Origin of the sequence: Microcystis wesenbergii NRERC-220 (assembly GCF_032027425.1) — a bacterium.
Lineage (GTDB): Bacteria > Cyanobacteriota > Cyanobacteriia > Cyanobacteriales > Microcystaceae > Microcystis > Microcystis wesenbergii_A.
The window spans coordinates 1,488,348-1,505,028 of sequence record NZ_JAVSJA010000001.1 but is presented as its reverse complement, the minus strand read 5'-3'; the positions used below and the strand labels follow the sequence as shown (position 1 = coordinate 1,505,028).

Annotated in this window: 16 protein-coding genes and 3 pseudogenes; 9 read left to right on the top strand and 10 right to left on the bottom strand. The window is 45.0% G+C overall.

Annotation, left to right across the window (positions count from 1 at the left end; genetic code table 11):
* From RAM70_RS07335 to RAM70_RS07320, 4 genes and pseudogenes are all read left to right on the top strand, one after another.
* A complete protein-coding gene (locus RAM70_RS07335; protein ID WP_045362880.1) occupies window positions 1–1,059 on the top strand; it encodes an AAA family ATPase in 1,059 nt (352 codons plus the stop codon).
* Complete coding sequence (locus RAM70_RS07330; RefSeq protein ID WP_190381719.1) at window positions 1,056–1,313, top strand: hypothetical protein; 258 nt, start codon at window positions 1,056–1,058, stop codon at window positions 1,311–1,313. The genes RAM70_RS07335 and RAM70_RS07330 overlap by 4 nt, the downstream gene beginning before the upstream one ends.
* A 134-nt stretch (window positions 1,314–1,447) precedes the next feature.
* A complete protein-coding gene (locus RAM70_RS07325) occupies window positions 1,448–1,696 on the top strand; it encodes a hypothetical protein (protein WP_045362883.1) in 249 nt (82 codons plus the stop codon).
* 58 nt (window positions 1,697–1,754) lie between these two features.
* Window positions 1,755–1,988: pseudogene (locus tag RAM70_RS07320) on the top strand (type II toxin-antitoxin system RelE/ParE family toxin).
* A gap of 39 nt (window positions 1,989–2,027) precedes the next feature.
* Here the strand turns inward: RAM70_RS07320 and RAM70_RS07315 are convergent.
* From RAM70_RS07315 to psaA, 3 genes are all read right to left on the bottom strand, one after another.
* Entirely contained in the window at window positions 2,028–2,519 is a 492-nt protein-coding gene (locus RAM70_RS07315) for a DUF29 domain-containing protein (protein ID WP_287999693.1), read from the bottom strand.
* 54 nt (window positions 2,520–2,573) lie between these two features.
* Window positions 2,574–4,787 carry a photosystem I core protein PsaB gene (psaB, locus tag RAM70_RS07310; protein ID WP_002770787.1) on the bottom strand — a complete coding sequence of 738 codons (2,214 nt, stop codon included), beginning with the start codon at window positions 4,785–4,787 and terminating at the stop codon, window positions 2,574–2,576.
* 178 nt (window positions 4,788–4,965) lie between these two features.
* Window positions 4,966–7,212 (bottom strand): photosystem I core protein PsaA, encoded by a 2,247-nt coding sequence (psaA, locus tag RAM70_RS07305; RefSeq protein ID WP_045362886.1) that lies wholly within the window; start codon window positions 7,210–7,212, stop codon window positions 4,966–4,968.
* Between the two features lie 467 nt (window positions 7,213–7,679).
* On the opposite strand from psaA, the gene RAM70_RS07300 reads away from it, so the two are divergent.
* Window positions 7,680–9,272: a hypothetical protein gene (locus RAM70_RS07300; RefSeq protein ID WP_312673032.1), complete on the top strand. Its 1,593-nt coding sequence runs from the start codon at window positions 7,680–7,682 to the stop codon at window positions 9,270–9,272.
* Between the two features lie 601 nt (window positions 9,273–9,873).
* A pseudogene (locus tag RAM70_RS07295) lies at window positions 9,874–10,434 on the top strand (hypothetical protein).
* 250 nt (window positions 10,435–10,684) lie between these two features.
* Here the strand turns inward: RAM70_RS07295 and RAM70_RS07290 are convergent.
* The gene (locus RAM70_RS07290; protein ID WP_045362891.1) at window positions 10,685–11,332 is read right to left on the bottom strand and encodes a YqiA/YcfP family alpha/beta fold hydrolase; all 648 of its coding nucleotides are present in this window, start codon (window positions 11,330–11,332) and stop codon (window positions 10,685–10,687) included.
* 48 nt (window positions 11,333–11,380) lie between these two features.
* Here RAM70_RS07290 and RAM70_RS22900 point away from each other — a divergent pair.
* A pseudogene (locus RAM70_RS22900) lies at window positions 11,381–11,623 on the top strand (hypothetical protein).
* On the opposite strand, the gene RAM70_RS07285 reads toward RAM70_RS22900, so the two are convergent.
* The 4 genes from RAM70_RS07285 to RAM70_RS07270 form a co-directional block, all read right to left on the bottom strand.
* Complete coding sequence (locus RAM70_RS07285) at window positions 11,564–11,869, bottom strand: DUF2973 domain-containing protein (protein WP_045362894.1); 306 nt, start codon at window positions 11,867–11,869, stop codon at window positions 11,564–11,566. The pseudogene RAM70_RS22900 and the gene RAM70_RS07285 overlap by 60 nt on opposite strands.
* 99 nt (window positions 11,870–11,968) lie before the next feature.
* Window positions 11,969–12,376, bottom strand: a complete 408-nt coding sequence (locus tag RAM70_RS07280) for a DUF2605 domain-containing protein (protein ID WP_080754370.1) — start codon at window positions 12,374–12,376, stop codon at window positions 11,969–11,971.
* 15 nt (window positions 12,377–12,391) lie between these two features.
* Window positions 12,392–13,018 (bottom strand): TenA family protein, encoded by a 627-nt coding sequence (locus RAM70_RS07275; RefSeq protein WP_287998753.1) that lies wholly within the window; start codon window positions 13,016–13,018, stop codon window positions 12,392–12,394.
* 89 nt (window positions 13,019–13,107) lie between these two features.
* Complete coding sequence (locus RAM70_RS07270; protein WP_045356388.1) at window positions 13,108–14,175, bottom strand: IS4 family transposase; 1,068 nt, start codon at window positions 14,173–14,175, stop codon at window positions 13,108–13,110.
* A gap of 269 nt (window positions 14,176–14,444) precedes the next feature.
* Here RAM70_RS07270 and RAM70_RS07265 point away from each other — a divergent pair, with 269 nt between their 5' ends.
* Both RAM70_RS07265 and RAM70_RS07260 read left to right on the top strand, forming a co-directional pair.
* The gene (locus RAM70_RS07265; protein WP_012267271.1) at window positions 14,445–14,651 is read left to right on the top strand and encodes a hypothetical protein; all 207 of its coding nucleotides are present in this window, start codon (window positions 14,445–14,447) and stop codon (window positions 14,649–14,651) included.
* 41 nt (window positions 14,652–14,692) lie between these two features.
* Window positions 14,693–15,592, top strand: a complete 900-nt coding sequence (locus tag RAM70_RS07260) for an amino acid ABC transporter substrate-binding protein (RefSeq protein WP_045362902.1) — start codon at window positions 14,693–14,695, stop codon at window positions 15,590–15,592.
* Between the two features lie 373 nt (window positions 15,593–15,965).
* Here the strand turns inward: RAM70_RS07260 and RAM70_RS07255 are convergent, their stop codons facing one another.
* Both RAM70_RS07255 and RAM70_RS07250 read right to left on the bottom strand, forming a co-directional pair.
* Window positions 15,966–16,364 carry a type II toxin-antitoxin system VapC family toxin gene (locus tag RAM70_RS07255; RefSeq protein ID WP_312673028.1) on the bottom strand — a complete coding sequence of 133 codons (399 nt, stop codon included), beginning with the start codon at window positions 16,362–16,364 and terminating at the stop codon, window positions 15,966–15,968.
* Window positions 16,365–16,373: 9 nt separating this feature from the next.
* A complete protein-coding gene (locus RAM70_RS07250) occupies window positions 16,374–16,628 on the bottom strand; it encodes a hypothetical protein (protein WP_024968434.1) in 255 nt (84 codons plus the stop codon).
* Window positions 16,629–16,681: the final 53 nt, after the last annotated feature.

Below are 16,681 nucleotides of genomic sequence, written 5' to 3'. Positions count from 1 at the left end.
ATGCTGAATAACTTAACAGTTAAAAATTTGACGGTTTTTCCCGAAATACAGCTGCAATTTTCCCAAAATCTGAATGTCATTGTCGGGGAAAACGGAACAGGCAAAACTCATCTTCTCAAGATTCTCTATTCGGCACTCGCTACCAGTGGGGAAGAAGGGCGAAAATCTCCGAACGGAACGCCAACAAAAACGTTATTGCAAACTCGTTTAGCCGATAAACTGATTCATGTATTTCGCCCCGATTATTTAGGAAGGCTCACCCGCAGAAAACAAGGGCGAGAACGATGTGATATAAAATTACACTTTCAAGATAGTCGATTTAATTTTGCTTTCAGTTTCGCAACTAATAGTAAAACAGAAGTCTCCCTAGAGGAAGTTCCAGAGGCTTGGCTTGATGTATCTTCTGCCTATTTTCCTACTAGAGAGCTATTGACAATTTTTCCAAACTTTGTATCTCTATACGAAAGTCATTATCTTGAATTTGACGAAACTTGGCGAGATACTTGCTTACTTCTCGGCGCTCCTTTGCAACGTGGCAATAAGGAAAAACCCATTCAAAAGTTATTGGAACCGATCGAATCGGCGATGGGAGGTTCGCTAGAGTTAGATAAAAATGGGCGTTTTTATCTAAAAAATGAAAGTGGACGATTCGAGATGCCTCTCGTTGCCGAAGGAAATCGTAAATTAGCGATGTTAGCTCGTCTAATCGCCACTGGTGTGTTAATGGAAAAAGGTGTTTTATTTTGGGATGAACCAGAAGCGAATCTCAACCCTATTTTGATCAGAGAAGTCGCTAAGAGCATCGTCAATCTTAGTCATGCGGGTATTCAAGTCTTTCTGGCAACCCATAGTTTATTTTTACTACGAGAACTGGAAATTTTAATGAGCGATCGAGATAACTTTCCCCTGAATCAGCGTTTTTTCGGCCTACATTTCTCCGATGGTGCTGTAGTCGTTCAACAAGGAAATACAAGCGATGAAATCGGTGAAATCACAGCCCTTGATCAAGAGCTTGCTCAATCCGATCGCTTTTTAAGTATGGGAGAAGAAAGACGGTGAGGGTTGAAGTGGACGGCATAATCTTTGATTTTCCCGATTCGTGGCAAGTCAGTAAATACGATAATTGGTCTTTTTATCGTCACCAGTTCTCTACAATGCTAGATGGAATTAAAGGGGTTGATTTGATTGCGATTGCTCGACAAGATATCTGGTTAATTGAGGTGAAAGATTATCGCCAGTCACGTCGTACTAAAGCTCAAGATCTCGCCGAAGAAGTTACCGAAAAAGTTCTCTATACAATCGCGGCTAAGTAGGTAGGCGTTAAAAATTATCAGACACCCCCCTTATCAAGGGTAGGGTTGATTCATGAATCAACCCTACCTTATCAAGGAGGACAGGGGGGATCGAACCTAAAATCCATTTTTAATTTAATTATAACCAGCTACTTATGTTACCAGCGAAGATTAATGCCTCTGACAAATCCGAAGCAAATTTTGCCAGAAAAGTTCTTCAGGGAAAACAATTACAGGTTGTCCTTCATCTTGAACAACCGGAAACACATTCCCGACTTTTTCCCCGCGCCATTAACCCTGTAGATGTGCAGCAAAAACTGAGAAGATTAATTAAGCCGATCGCTCCTCATCCAAAGGTAGTAGAATCTACTCGGATGCAGAGTGTACCGTGGAGTGTAATTTAATTCTCATATTCTCAACTGGCAAATTAATATAACTCATTTCCCCTTAATTTTAGATCAAATGAAATTAGTTGCTGACAAGAGTTTTAAAAGAGCATTTAAAGAATTTATCAAGAAAAATCCTCAACTTAAATAAAAGTTATTGAGTATCTTAGATTGATTAGAAGCTGATCCCTTTCTTCCTTCTTTAAAGTCTCATAAGTTAACAGGAAGTTTAGAAGGATATTGGTCTTTTTCTGTTGCTTACGATTGTCGTATTATTTTTACGTTTCGTCAAGATACTGAATTGCTATAGATAAGGATAATTTTCTTTCTTGCCTTTAATTCTCCTATTCTAAACTGGTAAAAAGTCAAAATCTATGATTTCTGCAAAGGTATAAGGACAAACTTGCGGAAACGTATCCAAAGATAAACCAGTTTTTTTGATCACCGATCGCTTGGCTTTATCATAAATTATATCTAGCCTAGAAGCCCCATAATTGTAGAGGGTTTTTGACTGGAATAAAATTTCTAGTTCTAGACGGAAATTATCGATTTCATCGGCCCATCCCCGGCCACAATTACCTTTTTCAGTCAGCCAATACTGATACATTAATAAATGTTTAACGGTTTGAATTAGATAGCTTTCCACTTTGTTTCTTTGTTCTCTCCCCAAATCTTCTATCTCCGTTAAAAGATGTTCCCAATCTAAATTTTTAATCTCCCCGCGTCGAATTTGTTCGGTGGTTCGCTCAATCCACAAAACAAAGTCCTGATCATAAAGCTGTTTTAATTCTTCCAACTGCATAGATTTTTGAGATTGAGCCGCGCTTTTATGATCAATCATAAACAAAACCCCCCACCAATGGGCGGGGGGTTTTTTAGTCACCTAATTCAAGGTTTAGCCGAACTTGCCAGCAGTGGAAGCGATCAAGAAGGCGGCGTAGGTGAAGATATAGCCAACGGTGAAGTGAGCTAAACCAACCAAACGAGCCTGAACGATCGAGAGAGCCACGGGTTTGTCTTTCCAACGAACGAGGTTCGCCAGAGGAGTGCGTTCGTGGGCCCAAACGATAGTTTCGATCAACTCTTGCCAGTAACCACGCCAAGAGATCAGGAACATGAAACCGGTTGCCCAAACGAGGTGTCCAAAGAGGAACATCCAGGCCCAGACAGAAAGGTTATTAACACCGTAGGGGTTGTAACCGTTGATTAACTGAGCCGAGTTAGCCCAGAGGTAATCGCGGAACCAGCCCATCAGGTAGGTGGAGTTTTCGTTAAACTGAGCCACGTTACCCGACCAGACACCGAGGTGTTTCCAGTGCCAGTAGAAGGTTAACCAACCCAAGGTGTTCAACATCCAGAACATGGCTAGGTAGAAGGAATCCCAAGCAGAGATGTCGCAAGTACCGCCACGGCCAGGACCGTCGCAAGGGAAGGAATACCCGAAGTCTTTTTTATCGGGCATTAATTTGGAACCACGAGCGTCTAAAGCACCTTTAACCAGGATTAGAACGGTGGTGTGTAAACCAAGAGCGATCGCATGGTGAACGAGGAAGTCGCCAGGACCGATGGTTAAGAAGAGGGAGTTAGTGCCGCTATTGATTGCGTCTAGCCAACCGGGCAACCAAACATCACCGTAGTTAGGATAGGCGGTGTAAGCGATGCTATCGGGGTTAGACAACAGTACGTTCATGCCGTACAGGGTTTTACCCGAAGCAGCTTGCACGAATTGAGCGAACACAGGTTCGATCAGGATTTGTTTTTCGGGAGTACCGAAAGCGACGACGACATCGTTATGAACGTAGAGGCCGAGGGTGTGGAAACCTAAGAAAAGGGAAACCCAGCTTAGGTGAGAGATGATCGCTTCTTTATGCTCCAGCATCCGCGCCAGGACGTTATCTTTGTTCGCTTCGGGATCATAGTCACGCACGAAGAAGATAGCACCGTGGGCGAAAGCACCCACCGCTAGGAAACCAGCGATGTATTGGTGGTGGGTATAAAGAGCCGCTTGGGTAGTGTAGTCCTTAGCGATAAAGGCATAAGGGGGTAGCGCGTACATATGCTGCGCCACCAGAGAGGTGATCACGCCTAAAGAAGCCAGGGCCAAACCGAGTTGGAAGTGGAGAGAGTTGTTAACCGTGTCATAAAGATTTTTGTGACCGGCTCCTAACTTACCACTGGGGGGTCTGTGTGCATTAAGGATGTCCTTGATGCTGTGACCGATGCCCCAGTTGGTGCGGTACATATGACCAGCCACAATGAAGATCACAGCGATCGCCAAGTGGTGGTGAGCCATATCGGTTAACCAGAGGGACTCGGTTTGGGGATGGAAACCACCTAAGAAGGTGAGAATCGCAGTTCCCGCGCCTTGGGCGGTACCGAAAATGTGGTTAGCAGTATCGGGGTTTTCCGCATACACACCCCAGTCACCGGTGAAGAAGGGTAGTAAACCCGCCGGGTGGGGGGGAGTGGAGAGGAAGTTGTCCCAACCAACGTGCTGACCGCGGGATTCGGGGATAGCAACGTGAACGAGGTGTCCGGTCCAAGCCAGAGAGCTAACACCGAACAGAGCGGCGAGGTGGTGGTTCAGGCGAGATTCAGCGTTTTTGAACCAAGCGAGGCTAGGACGGAACTTAGGTTGTAAGTGTAACCAGCCAGCAAAGAGGAAAATCGCCGAGAGAATCAGCAGGAACACCGCACCTTGGTATAGGTCTTGGTTGGAGGTCATACCGATGGTGTAGAACCAGTGGTAAACCCCGGAATAGGCGATGTTAACCGGATTAGAAGCACCAGCTTGGGTGAAGGCATCTACAGCGCCTTTACCGAACTGGGGATCCCAAATCGCGTGGGCGATGGGACGGATGTTTAAGGGATCTTTGATCCACTGCTCGAAGTTACCTTGCCAAGCGACGTGGAATATAGTGCCGGAAGTCCACAGGAAAATGATTGCAATGTGGCCGAAGTGGGACGCGAAAATCTTTTGGTAGAGATTCTCTTCTGTCATGCCATCATGACTTTCAAAGTCGTGGGCTGTGGCGATCCCGTACCAAATCCGACGGGTAGTCGGATCTTGGGCTAGATCTTGGCTAAATTTAGGGAATTTAGTTGCCATAGCTGTTTAGGAAATTCTCCTCTCTAAATAACTGAGGCTCTTACACGAGTGCTGGTTATTTCCTTTTTTAAATTCACCCACTGTAATAGGAAACGCTTACAGTGGTATCGGTCAATCGACGCTGGTTCAGCCTAGTCTTGCCAATCCCCGAGGGACTGGCAAGCCCTTATAGGCAAGTTTAGCCAATCGAGAGACTTCTGGCCAAGAAGAATGCCCAAGTGGTGACAATACCGCCTAAGAGGTAGTGAGCCACACCAACGGCACGACCTTGAATGATGCTCAGGGCGCGAGGTTGGATAGCGGGGGCAACTCTTAACTTGTTGTGCGCCCAGACGATCGACTCGATTAATTCTTGCCAGTAGCCGCGACCACTGAACAGGAACATCAAGCTAAACGCGAAGACGAAGTGACCGGCTAAGAACATGATTCCGTAGGCAGACAGGGCAGAGCCATAGGAATTAATGACTTGCGCCGCTTGCGCCCAGAGGAAATCGCGTAACCAACCGTTGATGGTGATGGCACTTTGAGCGAAGTTACCGAGGGTAACGTGGGTGACAGTGCCATCGGGGGCGACGGTTCCCCAGACATCGGACTGCATTTTCCAGCTAAAGTGGAAGATTACGACCGAGAGGGAGTTGTACATCCAGAACAGGCCGAGGAAGACGTGATCCCAACCCGAAACTTGGCAGGTACCGCCGCGACCGGGACCATCGCAGGGGAAACGGAAACCGAGATTCGCTTTATCGGGAATCAGACGGGAACCGCGAGCGTAGAGAACCCCTTTGAGGAGAATCAACACGGTGACATGGATGGTGAAGGCGTGGATGTGATGCACGAGGAAATCGGCAGTACCGAGAGTGATCGGCATCATGGCCACTTTGCCACCCACTGCTACTACGTCGCCACCGAAAGCATAACTAGCGGTAGTTAGAGCGTTAGGAGCGGTGTTGCCGGGGGCTAGGGTGTGGAGACTTTGTACCCATTGGGCAAAGATGGGTTGTAGTTGAATTCCCGTATCCGAGAACATATCTTGGGGACGACCAAAAGCCCGCATGGTGTCGTTGTGAATGTATAAACCGAAGCTATGGAAGCCGAGGAAAATACATACCCAGTTCAGGTGGGAGATAATTGCGTCGCGATGACGGATCACCCGATCGAGCAGGTTATCGACGTTTTTGGCCGGATCGTAGTCGCGTACCATGAAGATCGCTCCGTGCGCTCCCGCACCGACGATTAAGAAGCCACCGATCCAAGTGTGGTGAGTAAACAAGGATAGTTGGGTGGCGTAGTCAGTCGCCTGATAGGGATAGGGCGGCATGGCGTACATATGGTGGGCCACGATGATGGTTAGCGAACCTAAGAGAGCCAGGTTAATCGCTAACTGGGCGTGCCAAGAGGTGGTCAGGATTTCGTACAGTCCTTTGTGACCTTGACCGGTGAAGGGACCTTTGTGGTTTTCGAGGATTTCCTTCATGCTGTGACCGATACCCCAGTTGGTACGGTACATATGACCGGCAATGATGAATAATACAGCGATCGCCAAGTGATGGTGAGCGGTATCGGAAAGCCAGAGACCACCGGTCACGGGGTTCAAGCCACCTTTGAAGGTGAGGAAATCCGAGTAAGCACCCCAGTTAAGGGTAAAGAAGGGGGTCAAACCCTGGGCGAAACTGGGATATAAATCCGCCATCTTGCTCGGTTCGAGGATGAACTCGTGGGGCAAGGGGATATCTTGGGGAGCGACTCCCGCATCGAGGAGTTTGTTCACCGGTAAAGAAACGTGAATCTGATGACCGGCCCAACCTAGGGAACCTAAGCCGAGTAAACCCGCCAAGTGGTGGTTCATCATCGATTCCACGTTTTGGAACCATTCCAGTTTCGGTGCGCTTTTGTGGTAATGGAACCAACCAGCAAACAGCATCAGGCCCGCCATAACTAAACCACCGATAGCGGTGCAGTATAGCTGATAGCTGTTGGTGAACCCGGAAGCCCGCCAGAGGTAGAACAGACCAGAGGTGATCTGAATACCGTGGAAACCGCCGCCCACATCGCCGTTGAGGATGCCTTGACCGACGATCGGCCAGACCACTTGGGCGCTGGGTTTGATGGCCAGCGGGTTGGTTAACCAAGCTTCATAGTTAGAAAATTTCGCGCCGTGGAAGTACATTCCACTCAGCCAAACGAAGACAACGGCGAGATGTCCGAAGTGGGCGCTGAAGATTTTCCGAGAAATATCTTCTAGATCGCTGGTTTGACTATCAAAATCGTGGACGTTGGCGTGTAGGTTCCAAATCCAGGTAGTGGTTTTGGGTCCTTTGGCTAAAGTGCGATCAAAATGCCCCGGTTGCCCCCACTTCTCAAAGGAAGTAGGTACTGGGTCTTTATCTACAATCACTTTAGCTACCGCTTTGGGGGGGAGTGCCATGAGGATTCTCCTCTCTCGACAATAGACTTAGCGTTTTATTTGAGGATAGATTTTTTAACCTAAAAAAGGCAAGTTGAAATCTGACCCACCTTTTGTTAATGTCGCTTGACTTTCCTCTTGGGTGAGATTCCAGTCGAAAGCATCAATAGTAGATGATAAGTCTTTGTTCTCTTGTCTGTTCGTTATGCTTAACAATAATTAAAATTCTCTCAATCCTTGATAGGAGAGACATTTTCTGCTATGGACGGTCTTAGTCAGGGTCAGACCGGTGATTTTTCTTTACAAAAGTTTATCAATTGTCGCTCCAGAAGCCAATTTCCCCCTTTTCTCCCCGATCAGACCATATAGAAAATTCAATAGATAGATTCTCAAAAAACAATCAAACAATTCTGTAAAATTGAGGCCATGACCTCATCTTCTCGCGCTTTTGCTGACACCGGAGCATTCAATGACTCTAGCAAAAATCAATGGTTTGTATAGATTTTGGCCTTGGCTCTAGGAGGAACGTGCTATCCCTACTACATAAATTAATCCCAGTCAAAACCCTTCATATATGTCTTGTGATCGGTTTACTGACCACCCTGTTAACCGCCTGTGGCGATCGCCTGACGGCTACCAATCTCCCCACTTCCGAAACCCCTCATCTTCCCATCCTCCAAGGACGCATTTCTGAGGTTGCCCCCCCGGCCCTAATTCAGGAACTGCGCCCCAGTTTAGATCGTTACGCTCCCCAAGTAACGATTCTCAGTCCTCTGGCCGAACAAGTTTTCGATGACCCTCAGGTGACAGTTAAACTACAAGTGTCAGAGCTGCCAATTTTCCAAGACGATACCCTGAAATTAGGACCCCACTTGAGCCTAATTGTCGATAATGAACCAGCAGCAGCTATTTACGACCTCAAGCAACCGATTATCCTAGAAAATCTTGCTCCCGGTACTCACACCCTCCGCGTCTTGGCCCTGCGGCCTTGGCAGGAAAGTTTTAAAAATGATGGTGCCTTCGCTGAAACAACCTTTCATATTCTGACAAAAACAGGCAAAAATGCCCCTGATCACAACTTACCCCTATTAACCTACAGTAGTCCGCAGGGAATCTACGGTGCAGAACCGATCCTGCTCGATTTTTATCTGAGTAATGCTCCTCTACGTCTGTCCAATACTGCCAACGGGGATAATAATCTTCAAGATTGGCGCATTCGTGTCACTGTCAACGGTGAGAGTTTTCTGCTTGATACTTGGGAACCAATCTATCTCAAGGGTTTTGCCAAAGGCAATAACTGGGTACAACTAGAATTCATCGATGGTAAGGGAAATAAAATCGAAAACGAGTTTAATACCAGCGTGCGCGTGATTAGCTTTGATCCCTCTTACCAAGACGGTCTTAGTCAATTAGTCCGTGGCGATTTATCCCCTACAATTGCCCGTAGCATTGTTGATCCCAACTATAAAACTATTCCTAGTCTAGAGGAAGAAACACCCGTTATTGAGCCAGAAACCCCTATAGTTGAGGAGGAAAAAAACCCTATAGTTGAGGAAACCCCTGTTATTGAGGAAGAAGAAACCCCAATAGTTGAGGAAACCCCTGTTATTGAGGAAGAAGAAACCCCAATAGTTGAGGAAACCCCTGTTATTGAGGAAGAAGAAACCCCAATAGTTGAGGAAACCCCTGTTATTGAGGAAGAAGAAACCCCAATAGTTGAGGAAACCCCTGTTATTCAGCCAGAAAGCCCTGTTATTCAGCCAGAAAGCCCAATAGTGGAAGAAAAACCAGTAGAGACAGAAACAATCGAAAAGGTCGAGGAAACCCCCGAAGCGATCGAATCTCCCCTAACCACCATACCAGAGACAAAAGAGATTAACGAACCGGCCCCTCGGGTTCAGCCTCCGGTAGAAATGGAACCTATTCCCGAACCCCAAAACAATAGCGAGCAAAAAATCACCATTTTTGATCGCATTCAACAAACTTTAAATCGCTTCCAGTTAGCCTCTCCCCCAGCAGAAAAAGATATCGAACTACCCACCCTCGATCCTGAATTATTCACCAATATCGATCGATCTTAAAGCCTAGCTTCATCCGGTTTTCAGGGAATAGGGTAATGGGGAATTTTTCAGTGAGCAGTGAACAGTAAACAGTAATCAGTGAAAAGAAAGTTCCCAAGTTTGGTTCTATTGGAGTTAAGGTGATCAGCTTATCTTATCGAAAAAAGGGCATATAGCGTTTTTCAGTCTGCTGAGGTACAAAAGTTATGGGTTTTAGGCAAAAGGCAAGAGGCAAAAGTCAAAAGGGAAGAAAAATATGTGTACCTCACTAGCTTATAGCGGTGTGCAGTCGTATTAGGTACAGTGTCACAAGCTATAAACCATGCTAGGCAAAGCTTGGTCTGTATCTCACTCAAGCGCTTACCGCTATAAGCCTTATGTCCCTAGCATTAATAACCATTATGTAACACGGTGAACATTTTTCACCTGATGTCCAGAAGACCCCGAAGTTTTCACCTAACACTGTCTACTTAAAACTGCAATCTGATAACTGATACTAAATCCCCAACCGCTCGATCGAGAAATTATTAAACAAATATTTCGCAATATAGACAAAATTAGGAACTAAGTTATAATCTAGAACGTCTCTAGGTAATTTACTAACTTTTTGCTTGAGGTAATTGTGTTTAACAAAATTTCCCTTGTCGCTGGTTTTGCCGGTTTAGTTGCCCTAACTACCCTTGGCGCTGTACCCGCACAAGCAGAACCGCAAAATAACGAAATCCTGATCAGTCAACTGCGCGGCCATAACACCTACAGAGGTGAGCCGCAACTCAACCCCGGTGACTATATACTAGGTCGCGTCCGGGGAACCGTGGGTGGTATTATGTCCATCCAATTGATCAGACTTGTAACAGTGGATGGCAAAGAAATTTTCAACGGCGACTTTGCTGACGGAACCACCGCTCGTATTGCTGGGGATGCCACGGGTGGCGACGATGTACTATTGCAAGTGGTAGATGGCAAATTAGTTTATGTGGGTAAAGCTCGTCCCTATTGGGTTTCCCGCTTAAAACTAAAATCGTAAATCGCCACCAGCAGCAATCGCTCGCAACTTTTAAGAGAACTTAACCAAAAAGAACCCGCTTGGGGACTTCCCGCTTTACCCCCGGAAACTAGAACCTTTACTGAAGTTGCTCCTCAAAACGCTCCCGATCCTAGTGTAAGCTGCCCGCGCATTTAAATTGCTTGTTGAGACGAGCCAAGAGGCACTCTTGCAAGAGGCAACAGTAAAGGGATTGGGGGAGATTCGGCTAATCTTAAGAATAAGCGCTTTAAATGCGTCTTAGCTTATCTCCTATCCGCGGACTTTGGTAGTGGCAAGATATCAGGAGAAAATCTCTTGTCTTAGAAGCTGAAAAATCTTCTCAAAATCCCATACAAATATACTAAAACTCTCCCTTTTTCCGATCGAAGGGGGGGTTCTTTTTTAGTCAAAAATTGAGAAATAATTGTATTTCAGCCCAGATTCTCGTCATCACATCGGTAAGGGCATGATCGCTATCTAATTCGATTAATTTCACCCAAGGGCGATTCATGCAATAATGGCGACTATTTTCTAGGGGAATCACCTCATCGGCACGACCATGAATAATTAGGGTGGGGAGCTGCCTGATTAACTTTTCTTGGGGATAATTGGCTAAGTCCTCGATCAACTTGTAATCAATTGGCAGATAACGACGATAACCGTAGTGATAAACCGATAAACTCCCAGATTTTTGCCAATTGGCTAGGGTTTCTGCTCCCAATTGTCCTAACCAAATCGGCCCGAAATTAAAAGCCGGAGCTAATAAAACGAGCCTTTGCACCTGAAAATAAGTTTCGGCCAGCCAAGCTGCCGTTAAACCGCCAAAACTGGAACCAATTAGGGTAACGGGAAGCTGAGATTGTTCAATCAATTGGCCGACTTGAACAATCTGACGAGTGAGAGTTAAGCTAGAAAAGTCATCACCGTTAAGATCGGGTATTTCCATTGCTAAACCCCTCTTTTGCCAACAATGCCTCAAAAATTGTGCTTTTGTTGATTGGGTGCCAGAAGCAAAACCGTGTAGATAAATATATCTGTTTTCAAGGACTGCCATTCTAGAACCAATTAGGGTCTGCTGAAAAAGTTTGCTGGTGGGGGCAGGGTGTGGGGTGTGGGGTGTGGGGTGTAGGGTTTTACCGATTTTGAGGAGGTCAATTACCTAATTTTCGGGGAAAAAGCACCTGAATTTTCCCCCTGATCACCCTCTTGCCTAGCACTTTTGGATTTCAAAAAGGTCTCAAAGTCTTACCCAACAAGATTTTTAGATTTATTCAGCCAACCCCAATTAGATTTCTTCATCTTGCTCTTTGGTAGCACTGGGAGAAGAATTATAAATGGCATCTAACTGCTGACGAGCATCTTCGACAGTGAGAGAACGAATCACTAACAGAGGTTCATTAATCAGTTGTCCGGCCTCGTCCAAAAGTTCCGGATGGGAAGTCATGGGATAACCGTAGGGATTATAGGAATTAGCCGATTTAGCAGGACGTTTCTGGGAATCCATGCTGACGGTAATCAGACTCCGAATTAAATTATTAATGGTCAAAAAAGCGATAACTGTGAAGGCGAGGATATAGAGCAGATGTAACATTGGCCGAGTCTCCCATGAATTATGTGTGAATATTCCTAATTGCCAAAACTTTATGCTAAAAATTCGCTCAACTCTCTAGCTTACCAAAAAAGTTTCAGGTTAAGCATCAGTTTGAGGAGATTGATGTTCTCCCCAACCCTGTAATCGACGACGACGACTGCTGACCCCCCAACACTCTGCCACCAGCTGATGCCAAGGCAACAACATCTTGGCCTCGATACCCACCTGACCACCTGTGGTTTTAAAGAGTAAATGAGCCGTGGCTACCTCCTGTTGGGCGTTTTTGACTCTTGCTAATAAATCGTTTTGTTCCTCGACGCTGAGAAAGGATAATCTCTCGGATTCGAGGAGGAGACGGGAACGGGAAAACCAATGGGTGAAATCCTCTAGTAGAGGTTCCAAGATAGTTTTCAGGAGTTCGTTTTCGGTGGGTTGCGAAGGAAACATTATTCTTATAATGACGATTTTGCTTACCTTAATCTTAGCGTTATTTATATTTCTTAACATTGTGACGGGAAAATTTTAAGATTTGCCCCGGCTGTAGGCGGCACTAAAGAAGTCCTGTTCACAACTAAGGGCATAACGATAGGATAAAGAGATATTTTTCGTCATCAGGGCGTATTTATCGGCTAATTCCTCTAACTGGCTTGCTAAAGCGGCGAATTCATCCCCACTATAACTATCAATCCAAGCTTGATAGGGATTCTCAGAAATTGGTTCTAAGGCTAATTGTTGACCTAGATAAGCATAAAGACTCATACAGGGACTCATCGCCACAGCAATCGCACCGATGTCACCCATCCAAGCGGTAGCGAGAAGAAAATCCGTATAGCGACGGGTGGCATTAGCGGGCTGAACCTTTCTCAGGTCAACTCCCCACTGTAAAGCATAATTTTCATGTAATTCTAATTCCTTTAATACCCCTGCCGCTAACCGATGAAAGCTAGTGAATCCCTGCCAATCGGGAGCTTTAGCGGCGGCGATACTGTAAGCACGGGCGAAAGATTCCAGAAAAAAAGCATCTTGACCGACATAAAAAGCGAAACAGTCCCGTTTAAGCTCTCCTGTGGCGATACCTCGCACAAAAGGGTGTTCTAGACAAGCTTGCACTAGATCTTGATGGCTGTGCCAAAGTTGCTGACTAAGCATGGGAAAATACTAATTAGGTGGACAAGGTTGGTTAACTAGAGTTCAGCATCTCACAGGGTGATACTAAATCCGTTGAGCATAGGCTACTTCTAAGTACAGGACAAAAAATGTAAGGACTGGAGAAAAAGAGAAAAGTTAGGTAATGAAGGATTGAGAATAAGATGACGAAGGTGGTCTAAACCTAGCCGAAAGAGGCTTTTTGCTCGGCGACCATGTTTCTTGATAGGAATTGGATTAAGATGATGTATCTCCAATCCTGTCTTGAGAGACCAGACCAAAGCTAAAGTCAGTAAGGCTAAAAGCTTACGCAGACGTTTTGGGTCAGTAAAGTGAGTAGATTCTAGACAAAACCCACGGGTCTTAAAGATGCCAAAAAGAGTTTCAATACCCCAACGTTGGGCATAATCCTGAATCAGACCCAGACAATCGGGCTGTCCAATGACGATGAGCAAAGAATTATCGGGTAAGCGAAGAGCCTCTACAGAAACGGGATAACCCCAAATTAGACAACTCCCCTGCAGACGTTGAGATTCACCAATGGCAAGATGGGCAAAAATAACCTTGGCGGCCAACCGCTTGCCATTGTACTCAATCTTGTCTGTCGCCCGAATTCTTAAACAGAAAGCCAGCATCGGTTCAAGCAAAAGATACCTCAGCCACGCCAGCCCAATAAACTCACGGTCTCCACACAAGCAACGAATCTCCGCAGAAGGAAAAATCTTCAGCATCTCCTCAATAAAACGCATCCGTTCATCGCTGTTTGAGTTGCCTTTTTTCTTCTTGAGCATCCACCAGAGAATGGGAATAGCTACCCCTTCATGGACAATGCCGACTGTGAGGATGTTGTAGTGATGACTACCAAATGACCAATTGGTGCGGTCAATACTCAATACCCAGGGTTGAGGGATATTGAGCCACTGGACTACAATGCGAGCTATTTCAGGGTAATCTATCTCGAAGTCCCCAAAAAAGCGTTGTAATCGTTTGTAATGGGACTCTACCAATACCCGACCTTCAAAACCTAGGGCTAATTCCTTGAGGTTGACGGTTTTTACTTTCAACAGAGCCAGTAAGAATAGAGCGAGGAAAGAGAGTCTTGCTCCGTGCCATCGCAAATGAGGTTTGAGAGCTTGTTTCAACGCATTATACTGGTTCATAGGGGTTTCGAGATTAGTGCTATTTCTCATAAAACCCCACTCCCGCCTACTTTTCAAGCTTTTTGTCCTGTACTTAGAGGCTACTTATAAGGACAGGCAAAAGGCAAGAGGCAAAAGGCAAAAGGCAAAAGGGGGAATAAATAATCAGTTTTTAATAACCGGATTTAGTATGACAGAGAGCCTGAGTTGTCACAGTTTCAATTCCTTAACCCAAACTGACGTTAAACCTGTTACAGTAAATATAACTGACTAAATTGGAATTAAAAACTATGCGACTTAAGCGATGGGAGTCCCCCCGCCGTCAGGGACGTAACGACAAAGGCAAGGGCGGTTCGGCCCGACAGCGACAACTGAAAAAACAATTTAAAATGTTGTCGAAAAAACTAAAAGGGGGAGAGAGTAACATCTCTCCTCTTTTTTTGTCCCCAGCAATCTCCTCTGAAAAATCTTCCTCTGGGAAACTCTCAGTCTCCTGAAACAGTCCCAGACTTGAGCCACTTTCAGATTAGGAAAAAAAATGAAGCGTACACTTGCCGTCATGACGATGACAGTAGCTTTAACCCTCACCAGTAACCATTCTAGCCTTGCGGGAGCAATCTTCGATCGCATTCAAAAAACTGGGGTAATTACTGCCGGCGCTCGTAAAGATGCTATTCCCTTTGGTTTTGTCAACTCCCAGGGCAAGTGGGTGGGTTACAGCCTTGATATGTTAGAGTTAATTCGCAAAGAAACCGAACGGAAGTTAGGAAAACCAATTAAGTTAAAAATTGTTGAGATTACTCCCCAAAATCGTTTTGAAAAGTTAAAAACAGGGGTTATAGATATCGAATGTGGCTCCACTACTTTTACTTGGAAAAGAGAAAATGAAGTGGATTTTTCCGTTAGTTATTTTGCCAGTGGTACTCAATTGCTCACCCGCAAAGGTAGTAATCTCGATGACATCGGTAGCTTGGCAGGCAGACGCATTGGAGTGATTGCCAATACTACTAATGAAGCGGTGATTAAAACCCAACAACCCGCCGCTATTTTGGTCAAAGTTAAAAATCGTGGCGAGGGTTTACAAAAACTAGAAGCGGGAGAAATTGATGGTTTTGCCAGTGATGGCATTACCCTAGAAGGCTTAAGGAAAAGCGCTAAAAATCCTAATAATTTAGCCATAGTTCCCTCCTATCCCTACGCCTACGAATCCTATGCCTGTACTTTACCCGAAAATGATTCTAAATGGCGCGATACAGTGAATTATACCCTATTAAAATTCATGGAAGGGATCGTTAGTGACCAACAACAAGCGGTGACAATTTATGAACGTTGGTTTGGTGAAGATGGTGTTGTTCCCTATTCCAGAGAAACTATTAATGATTATTTTCAAGGCATTGTCAACACCTACGAATGGATTCCTTTAACTGTATTTCCCTAAAATTAAGACCTTTTTAGGGACAGATTGAAAAAGGCAAGAGGAAAGACCACCCCACCCCCCCGCCCCCCCCGACATCGGGGGGGTCGGGGGGGCAAGAGGCAAGAGGCAAAAGTATCGATTAATTTGTCTCCCTAAGACTCTTGTTGACCCTAATAAATCCTGTTTAAAAGGTATAGGAAAGCGGGAAAATGGGGAGAAGGGAGCGGGTTTTTAAAGTTGGATTTGTTATTAATCAAGTTAATAAAGGGGAAAAATAAACCCCATCAACTGACTGAATAAAGGGGCGATTGCGAGTTTTTTATTAATGTTTTTTAGGAGACTTTTGTGGTTTCCTTTTCTGAGGGTTTGGAGGGTTTTAGTTGGCACTTTAGGGTTATCTCCATACTTTCACCCGCATTATATCAAAATGATAATCATAGCTCCAAACAGGTAGATCTAATTCGATTGAGATGATAGCAGTCAAAGCATCAACAATAGTAATAGTTTGATCAGGAAATTGTTTAGCTTTTGCTATGGCTGCGAAATACTGATCTTCTGTCGGATTGATCAGATTAGCAGATTCTAAGCAATTTTGTGTGAAATGAGTGGCTTGTTCAAATCCTAATCTATATAGAAGCAAGCTGTAAGTTTCTATATATACGGGGAAAGAGATAATAACTGTTAAATCTTCCGATTCTATGCGTCTTAGCTCTGTTTGCGCTCTGCTATGATATTGATCGCTGGTATCTATCGCTCCGTAAAGGGGGGTTGTGTCGGCAATAATCGCTTTCAAGATTTGAGCTTAAGGTAATTTATGGGACAGAGTAAATTCGGCTAAAACAGCGTCATGATTGATGGATGTGTCAGTATAGCCACTTCCTTTGGGTGCGGGAGATAAGTGAAAAGATTTTTTCGGTTTGGATAAATAGCCTTTCGCTATTAAAAATGATTCTATAGCCGTTTGTACTGTATCAGAAGAAGATACCTTATGCTCTTGATTGTAGGCGGCTAGAGCATTAATTATGGTGGTGGGTAGCTCAATCGTCACCTGTTGCATAACCAAAATCCTCTTGATTTAATCATGTCCCCATTATACAATAAACCCCCTCA